The following is a 13,718-nucleotide window of genomic DNA, read 5'->3' on the forward strand; positions in this document are numbered from 1 at the left end:
AATTGGTGACATCCATGCCACCAACCACGATTGTCTATCGTGGTTTTGGGGCTTATAAAGCCTCATGGAGAGTCGATAGCAGTCATGTATTTAACATGACTGCTATGGGATACAGAGCGTTATTTTAAGAATTTACGGCTAACTAAGAACTGTTCTGTCGCTTCTAAAAGTTTATCGGCATAAACTTCAAGCTTTGCCGTGAGCCAACCCAAAACAAACCAATCACTGGCTTCAAGTTCGGTCTGTTGAATGTATGTAGCTGAAGTCGCCAAGATTTGATATTCATGTGCGGCTTGTTGGGCATCATTTAACGCTTTACTGTATTTCTGCAAATTTTTCACATCATAAATGGATGTTAAAATAGGAAAGCTAAACTTCAATTCCTTAATTTTCTGTGCCAATACATCTAAGCTTTCAAAGTGGCTAATATCCGCAGCATTTAAGCTTTCTTGTAGCTGTCGATATTGGTTTTGCAGGGTGTTATGTGCATAGGTTTTTAAATCCTGCTTTTGTACCAAATCATGTGAACTTAAACTAAAAGTCAATAATTCAAGATAATGATGCACGTTCTGCGTCGATTTAACTAAATTTCCAAGCTTTTCTTGAGCATATAAAATGTCTTTGGCAAGATTTTCAGTAGTGGTTGGGTTTTGAAGAAAAGCGCCTAGGGTACTTTGCATATGCTGCAAATGTTGTAAATGATCAAACTGATGCTTAAATGCAGCAAGTTGCATCGCCCATTTATCAGAAATATTGCTATTCCAGTCTTTAAACAAAGCCAAGGTTAGTTGTAAGTGCTCTAAAGCGGTTTGAGCCTGGTCAATATGGCTTTGCTCAGCAACACCTGCTGAAATTGCAGCAATATTTGGCAGTAAATGTTGCATTTGCTGACCAATCAACAAACTCAGGTTATGTGCCGCACTTTCTTTTTTCGATAAGACAAACTCTTTTTCAAAACGTGCTGGACTCACTGTTTGCTGAAGTGCCAGTAGATTACCCATTTCGGCTTTGCTGCGGACATCTAACCACAGTTGATACTTCTTCACCCATTCAAAACTAAAAGCCAAAAGCGACTGAACAGAGCCTGATTTGAGTTCAAACTCTACCTCATGGATGGTCTGTTCTCGACCAGATGCACGAACCACACCAACATCCAAACAGACTTCAATTTCAGCATCTTCAAACTCAATGACGCGATAGGTACGTTGGATGTCCGTTTCAAAGGTTAGCTTTAACGCAGCTGCATCCACTCCTAAAGCTTGGTTTAAAATTTGCTGAGCCTCTGGAATAGCTTCATAAATGCTTAAGTCCAGTTCAGGAGATGACTCTAACTCACCCAAATTATGATTATGTTCAAAACGGTGTAAATGACTTTTACCTGCGGCTTTGAGTGTTTGAATCCAGCTAGTACCCTCAAGACGCTGACGCAAAGCAGCGCCGTGTTGGGCCAAGAGGCGATCAGGCGTGTCAAAATACTTGGCTTGAAGTTGAATCGTTTCAGATTTTTTAGGATCTAAAGCTTTAAGAAGGGCGGTACGTCGTGTTTCGCTAATCTGAAATTTTAATTCAATTTCAACCATGAAAAATTCCTAATTTGAGGGGCTAGGTCAGTGCCAAGCCTTTATGTATTTAGATGCATGATCTGTAGTTTGTTTTTATGTGCGCTAAAGGCACACCAATGGACCACTGGATTGTAGCGAAAAAGAGACAGTATGTAAGACTTGACGACACAATAAAACAAAGTTGCAGTGCGAGATTGATCAAAAAACAATTCTGTTTTTAGTGGACGCGCTCCCAGAGGCGATTGCACTTTGCAGATTGCATATTTTCAGTTATGTTGATAGAAAAACATCAGGATGATGACAGATGAATGCTCAGGTTGAACCGAAACAGGAACACGACGCTGAACCTAATTTTCAATTGCCGATTAAGGACTATCACCAGTTTTATCGTTTTTATTTAACAGAGCACCGCAACATCATGAGTCGTCGGCTACATGTCGCGGGGAGTTCGATTGGACTGTACTTTTTCTCTAAAGCCATACTTAAACGCAAGCCGTGTTATTTTATATACGGCTTAGTCTCTGGATATGCCTGTGCGTGGGTAGGTCATTTTGTTTTTGAAAAAAATAAGCCAGCCAGTTTTAAACAGCCTTTGTATAGTTTCATTTCTGACTGGCGCATGTTTTCCGATGTTTTACGTGGAAATTTAAGCTTACAAGATCGTGCTTTGGATAAAATTCCAAGTTAGTGAAGCACTTTGTGACTTCATCATGAAAGTTTTATGAAAAGCTTGAAATTAACAGTTGCAAAGTATGAGTTAATGTTCTAATAATGAGATCGTTGTTTATATTTTCATCAAATAATATATAAGTGCTTTGAACTTTAAAGTGCTTTTAGTTTTCGAAGCCTAGAGCGACCTTCTCTAGGCTTTTTTTTATATGGACGTTAATTAAAATATGCGGCTTTTTAGCTTTTATGATGTTGTTCAAACACCACTGGTTTAAAAAGCTAAAAAGCCGTATCAGATCGCTGCGTGTCTCTTATTCTTGTTATAAAGTTGTTTTTTTATTTTATTCTTGTTGCTTTCTGTATCCATTAAACTGCGAAAGCGGTGGGGCGACTATCACTGAAAATAGGTATTTTTATATAGCCTGAACTTGGTCGCGGGATTTTTGTGCAAAGCAACGCATTTTCAGTTCTAATTCATTAAAGCATCAGTAGCTTTAGCTTTATAATAGAATGACATAACCCAAAGGTAGAGTTAAATGCGCGGTTTATATTTAATTACAAATGATGATCCTTTAGAGCTACTTTTGGCTAAATTAGAAGGTGCAATGGCAACACGTGAAGTTGCCGTTTTGCAGTATCGCCGTAAAAAAGTACCTAAAGAAGAACAGGCTTACGAAGTCGAGTATATGAAAGCGATGTGCGCTGAGTATCGTGTTCCTTTTGTGATCAACGATGACTTAGAAATGGCAGTCAAATACGGCGTTGGTGTGCATTTAGGGCAAGATGATGGCGAAGTTGCCGAAGCTGTCGCGCGCCTGCCAAAAGATGCGGTGATTGGTCGTACGTGTTTGAACTCGATTGAGCTGGCAGAGAAAGCTATTGCTGAAGGTGCAACATACGTCGCTTTTGGTGCAATTTATGCAACTGAGACCAAGCCAGAGGCTGGCAATATTGGCTTGGAGACTTTAAAAGAAGCCAAATCCAAATTGAATGTTCCGATTTGTGCGATTGGTGGCTTAACAGTTGAAAATTCAGGTGAAGTGATCGAAGCCGGTGCCGACCTTTGCGCGGTGATTAGTGATATATTAGGGCTATCAATGTCTGCGATTCCTGATCGTATAGAACAGTGGGCTGATTTATTTGCATCTAAAGCTTAAGCGTTTTTAGATGTTTTTTTATTTTTTGAGTTGAGTAACTTCATGAGCTTATCTCCAAAGCAAGAACAATTGTTTAAACAAGCAAGCAAACATATTCCGGGTGGTGTGAACTCACCTGTACGTGCATTTAATAGCGTAGGCGGAACGCCTGTCTTTATTGAAAAGGCGCAAGGTGCATACTTATACGATGTGGATGGTAAGCGCTATGTAGACTATGTGGGCTCATGGGGACCAATGATTTTAGGTCATGCTCATCCTGAAATTATTAAAGCAGTTCAAAATGCTGCAGTGGATGGATTAAGTTTCGGTGCGCCTACTGTACATGAAACGACTTTAGCCGACATTATTTGCGAAATTATGCCGTCAATTGAGCTGGTTCGTATGACCAACTCAGGTACTGAAGCAACCATGACCGCCATTCGTCTTGCGCGTGGTTATACAGGTCGTGACAAGATTGTAAAATTTGAAGGCTGTTACCACGGTCATTCAGACTCACTGCTAGTAAAAGCAGGTTCAGGTTTGTTAACCAGCGGTGAAGGTGAAGCGACTTCAGCTGGTGTTCCTGCCGATTTTGCCAAACATACACTGACTCTTCCATATAACGATATTGCTACTTTAAAAGAGTGCTTTGCTAAGTTTGGTTCAGAGATTGCAGGGGTGATTGTGGAGCCTGTGGCAGGGAACATGAACCTTGTGAAACCAATCGAAGGCTTCTTACAAGCGATTCGTGATGTATGTGATGAACATGGTTCTGTTTTTATCATTGATGAAGTGATGACTGGTTTCCGTGTTGGATTGGGTGGTGCGCAAGCTCACTATGGCGTGACTCCTGATTTAACCACCTTGGGTAAAATTATTGGTGCAGGCTTGCCCGTTGGTGCTTTTGGTGGGAAACGAGAAGTGATGGAGTGTATTGCTCCACTGGGTAAAGTTTACCAAGCTGGAACACTGTCGGGGAATCCACTTGCAATGCGTGCAGGGATTGAGATGTTTAAACACCTGCGCCAAGATGGTTTTTATGAAAAATTGACAGCGCAGCTAGAAAAACTGCTTGTGGGTTTACAAGCCGCGGCTGATGAAGCGGGTATTGCTTTTAAAACGCAACAAGTAGGCGGTATGTTTGGTTTGTACTTTACCGATCAAGAAGACATTACTAGCTTCGACTCGATGTTAAAGTGTGATATCGATGCATTCCGTAAGTTCTTCCATGGCATGTTAGACCGTGGTGTGAACCTTGCACCATCTGCATTTGAAGCTGGCTTTATTTCAGCTGCCCATTCTGATGAAGATATTGAATTTACCCTACAAGCAGCGAAAGAAGTTTTTGCAAGCATGAAGTAAGTATTTGTCCTTGCTAAAAAAGCTCATCTCCTTTGATGGGCTTTTTATATGATGGGTATTTTGAATAAAAAAATACTATATCTCAAATACTTTGTGTTAATTTTAGGAGTACATGAAAAAAATGAATAATTAAATAAGATGACTTATGATTTTAAATTTTCTTCGAAAGCCTATTCAGCTAAAACATTTTTTGATCTTTATACTATTGTCACCAATCATTATCGTTATTTTGAGTGTTATTGTTAGTGTATTAGAACCAAGTGATGTACCGAGCTTAAAAGAAAAACCATATGAGTGTGGAAGTTTTGGCGATCAGAAAATGCGCATTGATCGACGATATTTATTTTTTGCAAGTGTTGAATATCAAGATGTTAATTATTGGGAGAAAGGTTCTAATCCACTACATAATACCAAAGGTTGTAATGATCAAATCGGTAACGCCACATTTCTTGTGAAATGGCCAGAAATGCATCCTTCAGAAGGTTTTAGGCTTTCCTCAAATCAAATCAGTGACATCGCTTTCACTTTATCACAACGTGGCAATTGGAAGGATGAGTGGGGAGACGACAAAACGTTTTTTGATTATACGCCTTCATTGAAATTTTATTTAAGTGAACGGATGGGTGCTCGAAAAGATATGAGCATAAGTGAGATTAATTCGGAGAAGAAATTTAATGCAAGTTTGTCACTTTATGAAATAGATTTGGGAGAGCAAGATAATATTTCTAAAAAAATTTACTGGAAAGAAGAAAACGGGAAAGGCATTGGTGTAGTCATTGCGTGTGCTTCATATCCAAGTGGTGCTACGGCGTGTGAATTAAATAGTCATGTACCAAATTATGGTTTTAATACTAGTAATTTGGATATAGATTTCCATGCGGAGCTTCTGCCACATTGGGAAAAAATTCAGCGTGATTCTTTAAAATTATTTAATTCTTTTCAGATAGAAGAAAATAAAGTAAATGCTTCGGGTAAAGAACATTGATGTAGTAATGGTAAAAGTGGGGAGGAAGAATGGATAAATACTTACTGGTGGCCTTGGTGGTTGGTGCATGCATACTGTTGGTGATTTACACCCAACTTGCACCATCAGGTGGACAGAAAAATTTTAAACAAATCGTACAGCAGGCATTTAGTCGTTATAAAGTGATCGAAAAAAACTACACCATTATGATTTGTGAGATCAACCATCGCAATGAGCCAGAAGAATTGGTCTTTATTCGTATCGATCCTGCTCAAAAGAAAAATTTACGCATTTCAGGAAGAATGCTGATAGCAACTTATCCCAAAGCACCGTCGGTACGTGAAATGCGTAAAGACTTTAAAAACCATCTCACTTAACACTTAGCTTAGCGTCGACGAGAGCTACTACGGCTGCGTCCGCGCGCCATACCGCCTAGAGCATTGAGTACAGCAAGCTTGGTCATACTGCCTGAAGCATGTGCATGACAAATAGCAGCAGCGAGAGCATCGGCGGCATCTTGCTGTGGTTTGATGCTCAGGTTTAGGAGTCTCATCACCATCATTTGTACTTGTTCTTTGTCCGCAGCGCCATAACCGACCACCGACTGTTTAATCTGGCGTGCGGTATATTCTGCAACTTGTAGGTCAAGGTTTACCAGTGCAGCAATAGCAGCCCCGCGTGCTTGCCCTAGCTTCAGTGCGGAGTCAGGGTTTTGTGCCATAAATACTTGCTCAACTGCGGCTTCGGTTGGGCCATGAAATTTTACAATACGATCAATACCTGCAAAAATACGTTTTAGCCGTTCAGGCATATCAGCAGCTTCGGTACGAATGGTGCCAGCATCGACAAAAATTAGTTTTTGACCTTCTTTTTGAATAATACCGTAGCCTGTGAGGCGAGAACCGGGGTCAATACCAATAATTAATGACATGCTTGCCCTTTAAAAAAAATAATATGCCCATATTGTTACATAAGCGTATCAAAAAAGCTTGATGTAGATTGAGCACTTGATTCTTGCACCTTATTCATTTTGTTGAGATTAGATTAATTTTCATGAAATTATTTCTTTTTATATTAGCTGGTGTCATTCTCGAAGTCTTCGTATGGATTGGCGTGGGTGACCTCGTTGGTAGCATGTGGTACGTGTTCTTCTGGTTTATTGCCGCTTTCTTTATTGGTATGAGCCTGATTCGTAAGTATTCAGCAGGTTTAATGCCACAAATGCAGCAAATGCAAGCGGGCCAGATGGGTGCAGATCCTGCATTAACAAACAATCTGCCAAAAATCATTGCGGGTTTTCTTTTATTGATTCCTGGCTTGGTGACAGACGTGGTTGCCGTGTTATTGCTTATTCCAGCAGTACAAAAAGCCATGACGGGCGCGCTGATGAACGTGATGATGAAACGTCAGCAAGCGATGATGGAAAAAATGATGGGTGGCATGATGGGGGATATGAATGGCATGGGCGGTGGTGCTCAAGGTCAAAACCCATTTGCAGATATCATGCGCCAGATGCAAGAAATGCAGCAACAGCAGGGTGGTTCAGCTTATCGTGACTCGAGTATTATTGATGGCGAAGCACGAGAAGTCACGCCAGAGGCGAAAAAAATTGAAATGAAAGATGTGAATAAATAATTTCATGCCTAATTTTAAAGCCGAGTTCTAACTCGGCTTTTTTTATCTTTATGAAAATGTTTTAAGTGCTTATGATTTAAAATAAATATAACAAACGATATAATTATTTTTTAAAATTTATGCCGCTTTTTTATGTCATTGCTTTTCACGATTTGCGCATTGCATTTTGTTGCGCAGCTAAGTCCTGGTCCTGATGTTTTGCTGATTGCCAAAAGTTCAGCTTCGACCACACAAAAAAACACTTTAAAAACTATTTTAGGTATTTCCGTTGGCATCGTCGTTTGGGTGGTTTTAACCTTGTTAGGTTTTACCGTACTCATCGAAAAAATGCCATGGATTCAACAGGTATTGATGGTGATTGGTGGGGTGTTCCTTGCACGTATGGGGTGGCTGATGTTGAAAGCTGGCCTCAATACAATGCAGCAAGAAGCCTTGCTAGATGATGGTCAAAAACTACCTACACCCAAGGCCAACCATTATTTCATGTCAGGTTTACTGACGAACTTGTCTAACCCGAAAACGCTGATTTATTTTAGTAGTGTGTTTTCACTAGCCTTGAGTTCTAGCGCAAGTCCCTATTTAAAAATGCAGCTTGCGGTCATTATTCCCATTCAAACTTTTATGACTTTTGCACTGCTGATGCTGCTTTTGTCATTACCTAAAATTAAGGCGGCATATCAGCGTTCAGGGAGTTATATCGACATTTTTTCTGGCGGGTTGTTCCTAATTTTTGCTTTATGGCTTTGGTACGATGCTCTCGCAATCTACATCTAAGTCATTTTTAAGCTCTTGAGATGATGGAGCCTGTTCCAAGATAGAAACTTCGTCTTTTTTACTTTGCGCATAGCGGTTGGGCTGCAATGTCGCTTCGGTATTTTCTGAGCCCTTATAGCTACGACTGCGGTTGGCACGTTCGCGTAAACCGCCTTTTTTAATCAACTGAACCATTCTTTCTTCCTCATCGTTGTATCTTATTTTAATAAACAATCGCGAGAAAACTAAAGGGTTTTGAGCAAATATGACGGAATACGTCAAAAACTATTATGTTACAAAATGAAATTGTCATGATTCGGTGTTATAAAGAGGATATGCGTTAAATCAATTGATTAATCTTTCAGTGTAAGCCGTTGCTGACATCACTTCAGGTGAATTGCGCTTGAGTCTCAACAAATACTCACATAAGATAAATGAACCTAACATTCTGTGAGGCAGGGTGATGGACAATAAAAACAAGAAAGGACAAAAACAAGGGGGTAAAGCGATGCTCTATCAATACCACTGCGCATGTTGTGAAACAGTTGTCGCGTCAACAGATAAAAACTGTCCAAATTGTGGATCACATAATATTCGAAGTCCTTTTGGATTTTGGATTTTATGTATTGTTGCATGTCTTGCAGCAGCGATTATCGTTAAATCTGTACAAGTCTATTTGGCCGACCGAAACAGTGAACCCGCTGCCGTGACTTCGCTCTTTGATGTGCTCAATCATGACAACAAACCCAAGTAGTGGAGTTCAATGACTTCACGCCTTAACTGATGGACTATTTTCCATTAGTTAAAATAAAAAAACCCGCATTAAGCGGGTTTCTTTTAGGAGCAAACTTATAGACCAGCTGAAGCTTTAAGTGCTTCCACTTTGTCGGTTTTTTCCCACGTAAATGCAGTATCTGAACCTTCACGACCGAAGTGACCATAAGCAGCAGTTTGCTTATACATCGGTTGAATGAGGTCGAGCATACGAGTGATCCCGTATGGACGTAAGTCGAAGTGTTCACGGACTAACGCAATGATCAACTCTTCAGATACTTTTGCTGTATTGAAGGTATTGATCGAAATAGACGTTGGCTCAGCCACACCAATGGCATAAGACACTTGAATTTCACATTTGTCTGCAAGACCCGCCGCTACGATGTTTTTCGCAACATAACGACCTGCGTAAGCAGCAGAACGGTCAACTTTAGATGGATCTTTACCAGAGAACGCACCACCACCGTGACGAGCCATACCACCGTAGGTGTCTACGATGATTTTACGACCTGTTAAACCACAGTCGCCCACTGGACCACCAATCACAAACATCCCTGTTGGGTTGATGTGGAATTTGGTGTCTGCATGGAACATTTCAGCAGGGATCACTTTTTTCACGATTTCTTCAATCACAGCTTCTTTTAAGTTGCTTTGAGAAATTTCAGGATCGTGCTGAGTAGATAATACGACTGCGTCTAAACGAACAGGCATGCCATTTTCATAAGCAAAAGTCACTTGGCTTTTTGCATCTGGGCGTAACCATGGTAAAGCGCCACTACGACGTAGTTCAGCTTGCTTTTCCATTAAACGGTGTGCATATGAAATTGGAGCAGGCATAAGCACGTCAGTTTCACGGCTTGCATAACCAAACATTAAACCTTGGTCACCTGCACCTTGATCTTCAGGCTTTTGACGGTCTACACCTTGAGCAATCTCTGGTGACTGTTTACCAATCATATTAATCACGGCACATGTTGAACCATCAAAACCAAGGTCAGAATGGTGGTAACCAATGCCATTTACGGTTTGACGAACAATCGCTTCGAAGTCCACATTTGCAGTTGTTGTGATTTCACCTGCAAGTACTACCGCACCCGTTTTTACAAGCGTTTCACAAGCAACCCGCGCATATGGGTCTTCTTTTAAGATCGCATCCAAGATAGCATCACTGATTTGGTCAGCCATTTTATCTGGATGGCCTTCGCTTACAGATTCCGAGGTAAATACAGCGTACTCGCGCATAAGTCCTATCACAGTTAATTTAAAAGACGCAATATGGTACATCGACTTAGCCGTTTGAGCCAGTTCTACACGACCAAAATGACTGAATTTATTTCAATTCAACGACTTTTTATCTGATATAAGCATCTAAAAAATTGATATAGCGTTTATTTTTAGTTCGAAATGACAAAGTAACGGGTTCTTATTCAAAGTTTAGGGGTGCGTATCATGAGGTTTTGTGCTTTGATTATATCTAATTTGAAAACAATAGCTTGTTTGAGTTTTTGTTGGCTTGGGTGTTAAGTTGGTAAATAAAAAATGCTCAAAATAAGCATCATAAAAGAATCTATAATTTGTACTAATTCATGAATAATTTAAAAAAGTGAATAAAATTCACCATGAATGTTTAATTGTATGTAAAAAATACAAATGTATCTTGTGATGTGTTTGATACTCAAGGATAACGGTTTGTTCTGATTAGTGAATAGGGTGGCCGAGCTTTGTTTTTAAAAATTGATGATTCTATCGTGTAGAATTTGATCCGGAGAAAAGCTAGAGAGACATTTCCGAGTGAAATTGTTGTGATTTTAGGCAATGCCCGCATTTATTAGACATTGATGATGAATAAATAGCGAAATATTGTCCATTAGGCTTTACCCATTCCTCTTTTTTTAAGACAATACACCTATCTTTGAATTCTATTCATCTTACTCTTTAAATCATTTGTTTGGACTCTGACCTATGACAACCCCGCTTAACGAACGTCGTATTGCAAACGCAATTCGTGTATTGGCAATGGATGCTGTGCAAAAAGCAAACTCTGGACATCCAGGTGCGCCAATGGGGATGGCTGATATCGCTGATGTGGTATGGCGTGAGTTTTTCAACCATAACCCGACTAACCCTCAATGGGCGAACCGTGACCGTTTTGTACTATCAAATGGTCATGGCTCTATGCTGCAATATGCGTTATTGCACCTTACGGGCTATGATTTATCAATTGAAGATTTAAAAGCATTCCGTCAACTGCACTCTAAAACGCCGGGTCACCCAGAATTAGGTTATGCACCAGGTATTGAAACGACAACTGGCCCGCTTGGTCAGGGGATTGCAAACGCAGTTGGTTTTGCTCTAGCTGAAAAAACTCTAGCAGCGCAGTTCAACAAAGATGAGATGAGTGTTGTTGACCATTTCACTTACTGCTTCTTAGGTGATGGCTGTTTAATGGAAGGTGTTTCTCACGAAGCATGTTCACTTGCAGGCACACTAAGTCTGGGTAAACTGATTGCTTACTATGACGACAACGGTATTTCGATTGATGGTGAAGTAGAAGGTTGGTTCTCTGACGATACAGAGCAACGTTTCTTGGCTTATGGTTGGCAAGTACTTAAAGCTGATGGTCATGATGCAGATGCATTACGTGCTGCAACTTTGCAAGCAAAAGCTGAAACGAAAAAACCAACGATCATCATCTGTAAAACGATTATTGGTCTAGGTTCACCAAACAAGCAAGGTAAAGAAGACTGCCACGGTGCGCCGCTAGGTAATGACGAAATCGCATTAACACGTGAAGCATTGGGCTGGACTGAAGGTCCATTTGAAATTCCTGCTGACGTTTATGCAGCATGGGATGCAAAAGCGAAAGGGACGGCTTCTGAAGCGGCTTGGAATGAATTATTTGCTCAATATGCAGCAAAATATCCAACTGAAGCAGCTGAATTAAAACGTCGCCTTTCAGGTGAATTGCCAGCTGAATTCCTTGCTCAAGCAGATGCATTTATCGCAGAAACTAATGCAAAAGCTGAAACCATTGCTACACGTAAGGCAAGCCAAAACACATTGCAAGCTTTCGGTCCATTATTGCCTGAACTATTAGGCGGTTCTGCGGACTTGGCTGGTTCTAACTTAACACTTTGGAAAGGTTGCCAAGGCGTTCAAGACAATCCAGCAGGTAACTACGTACACTATGGCGTACGTGAGTTTGGTATGACTGCAATTGCTAACGGTGTTGCGCTTCACGGCGGTTTCATTCCTTACGTTGCAACATTCCTTATGTTTATGGAATATGCGCGTAATGCAGTACGTATGTCTGCGTTGATGAAACAGCGTGTAATCCATGTATATACGCATGACTCTATTGGTTTGGGTGAAGATGGTCCGACGCATCAACCTGTAGAGCAAATTGCGTCTTTACGTGGTACACCAAACTTAAATACTTGGCGTCCATGTGACACAGTTGAAGCTGCTGTGTCTTGGAAATCTGCACTTGTACGTTCAGAAGGCCCAACTGCGTTGATCTTCTCGCGTCAAAACCTACCATTCCAAACACGTACAGATGCACAAATTGCAAATGTAGTGAAAGGTGGTTATGTATTAGCTGAAGAAAAAGGCGAATTAAAAGCGATTATTATCGCGACGGGTTCTGAAGTTTCATTGGCGATGGAAGCCTATGCGCAGCTTGAAGGTGTGCGTGTCGTGTCTATGCCGTGTGCTGAAGAATTTGTGAAGCAAGATGCAGCGTACCGTGAAGCGGTTCTTCCATCAAACATTCGTGCGCGTGTTGCTGTTGAAGCAGCACATGTAGACTACTGGTGGAAGTTTGTAGGTTTAGACGGTCGTGTAATTGGTATGACGACTTATGGTGAATCTGCACCTGCGAAAGACTTATACCAATACTTCGGTATTACCACTGAAGCAGTTGTTGCTGCGGTAAAAGAATTGACAGCTTAATTTTTAAAATTAACTGTTTGAAGGACGCTCCAGTTTAGGGGCGTCTTTTATTTTGAATGGCGTATATAATATGCAAGCTGCTGCTGAAGTAGCTGCATAAATTTTAGGTGATGATATGAGCTTGTACGATCAAATTCATGATGAAGTTGTATTGATGGATGCGGGCGAACAGAAGTGGATTGGACCAGATCTACCTTTGGAGGCGATGGTTGCTGTTGAACTGTTATTGCAAGATTTAGCAGAAGATAAGCAAATTAAGATCCGTCGTAAAAACCATGAAAAACAGACAGGTATGAAGTTAATTGATCGGATTCTGATTGAAAAACTATGATGGTTGTCACGTCTAAAAGAAGCCTTATTGAAGCGATTCAATAAGGCTTTTTCTTTGTAGTGATTTTAATTTAAATATAAGCCTTACAAAAATAAACATCACTTTGAGAGCAAAATGGAAGTACCAAATATTCAAATTGTGTCACTGACAGAAATCGATCAGTCGATCTGGATTACATTATGGCAAGCTTATCAGGCATTTTATCAGGTTGATTTATTGGAGTAGATATCTGAAAATACGTGGCATAAACTGACTGATTCTAAGCGTGAGCATATGTATGGTTTTGCTGCACTTATGGCCGGTCGGGTTGTTGGCATTGTGCATGTGGTAGAACATGATAGCTGTTGGACGTTAAAGCCTTATGCTTATTTACAAGATCTATTTACGCATGAGGACTATCGTGGGCTAGGGGTTGCAACAGCTTTAATCGAACACGTCAAAATGCATACTGAAAAGCGAGCATGTGATCGGGTCTATTGGCTCACTCATCAGGATAATTTAGTCTCACAGCAAATCTATAATAAAGTCGTGAAGAAGACTGGTTTCATTCAATATCGGGCGTAGCTAAGTTGCTACATTTA

The 13,718-nt window shown here is 40.5% G+C and carries 14 protein-coding genes and 1 pseudogene; 11 read left to right on the top strand and 4 right to left on the bottom strand.

What is annotated here, in order from left to right; translation table 11 throughout:
- Window positions 1–119: 119 nt before the first annotated feature.
- Entirely contained in the window at window positions 120–1,580 is a 1,461-nt protein-coding gene (locus AC4MDD_RS07335) for a CYTH domain-containing protein (RefSeq protein ID WP_279690026.1), read from the bottom strand.
- Window positions 1,581–1,866: 286 nt separating this feature from the next.
- On the opposite strand from AC4MDD_RS07335, the gene AC4MDD_RS07340 reads away from it, so the two are divergent.
- The 5 genes from AC4MDD_RS07340 to AC4MDD_RS07360 all read left to right on the top strand — a co-directional run bounded on the left by AC4MDD_RS07340 (window position 1,867) and on the right by AC4MDD_RS07360 (window position 6,070).
- The gene (locus AC4MDD_RS07340; protein ID WP_195728043.1) at window positions 1,867–2,250 is read left to right on the top strand and encodes an Mpo1-like protein; all 384 of its coding nucleotides are present in this window, start codon (window positions 1,867–1,869) and stop codon (window positions 2,248–2,250) included.
- Window positions 2,251–2,767: 517 nt separating this feature from the next.
- Window positions 2,768–3,388, top strand: coding sequence for a thiamine phosphate synthase (gene thiE / locus AC4MDD_RS07345; RefSeq protein WP_004696754.1), 621 nt, complete (start codon window positions 2,768–2,770; stop codon window positions 3,386–3,388).
- Window positions 3,389–3,430: 42 nt separating this feature from the next.
- Complete coding sequence (hemL, locus tag AC4MDD_RS07350; protein ID WP_004696756.1) at window positions 3,431–4,729, top strand: glutamate-1-semialdehyde 2,1-aminomutase; 1,299 nt, start codon at window positions 3,431–3,433, stop codon at window positions 4,727–4,729.
- A 145-nt stretch (window positions 4,730–4,874) separates the two neighbouring features.
- Window positions 4,875–5,714 (top strand): hypothetical protein, encoded by an 840-nt coding sequence (locus tag AC4MDD_RS07355; protein ID WP_491882482.1) that lies wholly within the window; start codon window positions 4,875–4,877, stop codon window positions 5,712–5,714.
- A 29-nt stretch (window positions 5,715–5,743) separates the two neighbouring features.
- Complete coding sequence (locus AC4MDD_RS07360; protein WP_491882483.1) at window positions 5,744–6,070, top strand: hypothetical protein; 327 nt, start codon at window positions 5,744–5,746, stop codon at window positions 6,068–6,070.
- A gap of 8 nt (window positions 6,071–6,078) precedes the next feature.
- Here the strand turns inward: AC4MDD_RS07360 and ruvC are convergent, their stop codons facing one another.
- Entirely contained in the window at window positions 6,079–6,624 is a 546-nt protein-coding gene (ruvC, locus tag AC4MDD_RS07365; RefSeq protein WP_004984936.1) for a crossover junction endodeoxyribonuclease RuvC, read from the bottom strand.
- Between the two features lie 122 nt (window positions 6,625–6,746).
- Between ruvC and AC4MDD_RS07370 the strand changes: the two genes are divergently transcribed.
- Together AC4MDD_RS07370 and AC4MDD_RS07375 are read left to right on the top strand one after the other, a co-directional pair.
- The gene (locus tag AC4MDD_RS07370) at window positions 6,747–7,328 is read left to right on the top strand and encodes an FxsA family protein (RefSeq protein WP_087013404.1); all 582 of its coding nucleotides are present in this window, start codon (window positions 6,747–6,749) and stop codon (window positions 7,326–7,328) included.
- Window positions 7,329–7,460: 132 nt separating this feature from the next.
- Window positions 7,461–8,102, top strand: coding sequence for a LysE family transporter (locus tag AC4MDD_RS07375; protein ID WP_286407364.1), 642 nt, complete (start codon window positions 7,461–7,463; stop codon window positions 8,100–8,102).
- On the opposite strand, the gene AC4MDD_RS07380 is transcribed toward AC4MDD_RS07375, so the two are convergent.
- Window positions 8,064–8,276 (bottom strand): hypothetical protein, encoded by a 213-nt coding sequence (locus AC4MDD_RS07380; protein ID WP_491882484.1) that lies wholly within the window; start codon window positions 8,274–8,276, stop codon window positions 8,064–8,066. The genes AC4MDD_RS07375 and AC4MDD_RS07380 overlap by 39 nt on opposite strands.
- A 313-nt stretch (window positions 8,277–8,589) precedes the next feature.
- On the opposite strand from AC4MDD_RS07380, the gene AC4MDD_RS07385 reads away from it, so the two are divergent.
- Window positions 8,590–8,835, top strand: a complete 246-nt coding sequence (locus AC4MDD_RS07385) for a hypothetical protein (protein ID WP_491882604.1) — start codon at window positions 8,590–8,592, stop codon at window positions 8,833–8,835.
- Between the two features lie 95 nt (window positions 8,836–8,930).
- On the opposite strand, the gene metK is transcribed toward AC4MDD_RS07385, so the two are convergent.
- Complete coding sequence (gene metK / locus AC4MDD_RS07390) at window positions 8,931–10,097, bottom strand: methionine adenosyltransferase (RefSeq protein WP_004984924.1); 1,167 nt, start codon at window positions 10,095–10,097, stop codon at window positions 8,931–8,933.
- 720 nt (window positions 10,098–10,817) lie between these two features.
- Between metK and tkt the strand changes: the two genes are divergently transcribed.
- The 3 genes and pseudogenes from tkt to AC4MDD_RS07405 all read left to right on the top strand — a co-directional run bounded on the left by tkt (window position 10,818) and on the right by AC4MDD_RS07405 (window position 13,701).
- A complete protein-coding gene (gene tkt / locus AC4MDD_RS07395; RefSeq protein ID WP_491882485.1) occupies window positions 10,818–12,806 on the top strand; it encodes a transketolase in 1,989 nt (662 codons plus the stop codon).
- 115 nt (window positions 12,807–12,921) lie between these two features.
- Window positions 12,922–13,137 (top strand): hypothetical protein, encoded by a 216-nt coding sequence (locus AC4MDD_RS07400; protein ID WP_004696769.1) that lies wholly within the window; start codon window positions 12,922–12,924, stop codon window positions 13,135–13,137.
- A gap of 114 nt (window positions 13,138–13,251) precedes the next feature.
- Window positions 13,252–13,701 (top strand): annotated as a pseudogene (locus AC4MDD_RS07405) (GNAT family N-acetyltransferase).
- The last annotated feature ends 17 nt before the right edge of the window (window positions 13,702–13,718 follow it).

This window comes from Acinetobacter sp. CAU_H_29a_1 (assembly GCF_058599505.1).

Excerpts from the sequence above, each read along its gene's own strand:
- AC4MDD_RS07335 (WP_279690026.1), bottom strand. The coding sequence starts at position 1,580 with ATGGTTGAAATTGAATTAAAATTTCAGATTAGCGAAACACGACGTACC.
- AC4MDD_RS07340 (WP_195728043.1), top strand. The coding sequence starts at position 1,867 with ATGAATGCTCAGGTTGAACCGAAACAGGAACACGACGCTGAACCTAAT.
- thiE (WP_004696754.1), top strand. The coding sequence starts at position 2,768 with ATGCGCGGTTTATATTTAATTACAAATGATGATCCTTTAGAGCTACTT.
- hemL (WP_004696756.1), top strand. The coding sequence starts at position 3,431 with ATGAGCTTATCTCCAAAGCAAGAACAATTGTTTAAACAAGCAAGCAAA.
- AC4MDD_RS07355 (WP_491882482.1), top strand. The coding sequence starts at position 4,875 with ATGATTTTAAATTTTCTTCGAAAGCCTATTCAGCTAAAACATTTTTTG.
- AC4MDD_RS07360 (WP_491882483.1), top strand. The coding sequence starts at position 5,744 with ATGGATAAATACTTACTGGTGGCCTTGGTGGTTGGTGCATGCATACTG.
- ruvC (WP_004984936.1), bottom strand. The coding sequence starts at position 6,624 with ATGTCATTAATTATTGGTATTGACCCCGGTTCTCGCCTCACAGGCTAC.
- AC4MDD_RS07370 (WP_087013404.1), top strand. The coding sequence starts at position 6,747 with ATGAAATTATTTCTTTTTATATTAGCTGGTGTCATTCTCGAAGTCTTC.
- AC4MDD_RS07375 (WP_286407364.1), top strand. The coding sequence starts at position 7,461 with ATGTCATTGCTTTTCACGATTTGCGCATTGCATTTTGTTGCGCAGCTA.
- AC4MDD_RS07380 (WP_491882484.1), bottom strand. The coding sequence starts at position 8,276 with ATGGTTCAGTTGATTAAAAAAGGCGGTTTACGCGAACGTGCCAACCGC.
- AC4MDD_RS07385 (WP_491882604.1), top strand. The coding sequence starts at position 8,590 with ATGCTCTATCAATACCACTGCGCATGTTGTGAAACAGTTGTCGCGTCA.
- metK (WP_004984924.1), bottom strand. The coding sequence starts at position 10,097 with ATGCGCGAGTACGCTGTATTTACCTCGGAATCTGTAAGCGAAGGCCAT.
- tkt (WP_491882485.1), top strand. The coding sequence starts at position 10,818 with ATGACAACCCCGCTTAACGAACGTCGTATTGCAAACGCAATTCGTGTA.
- AC4MDD_RS07400 (WP_004696769.1), top strand. The coding sequence starts at position 12,922 with ATGAGCTTGTACGATCAAATTCATGATGAAGTTGTATTGATGGATGCG.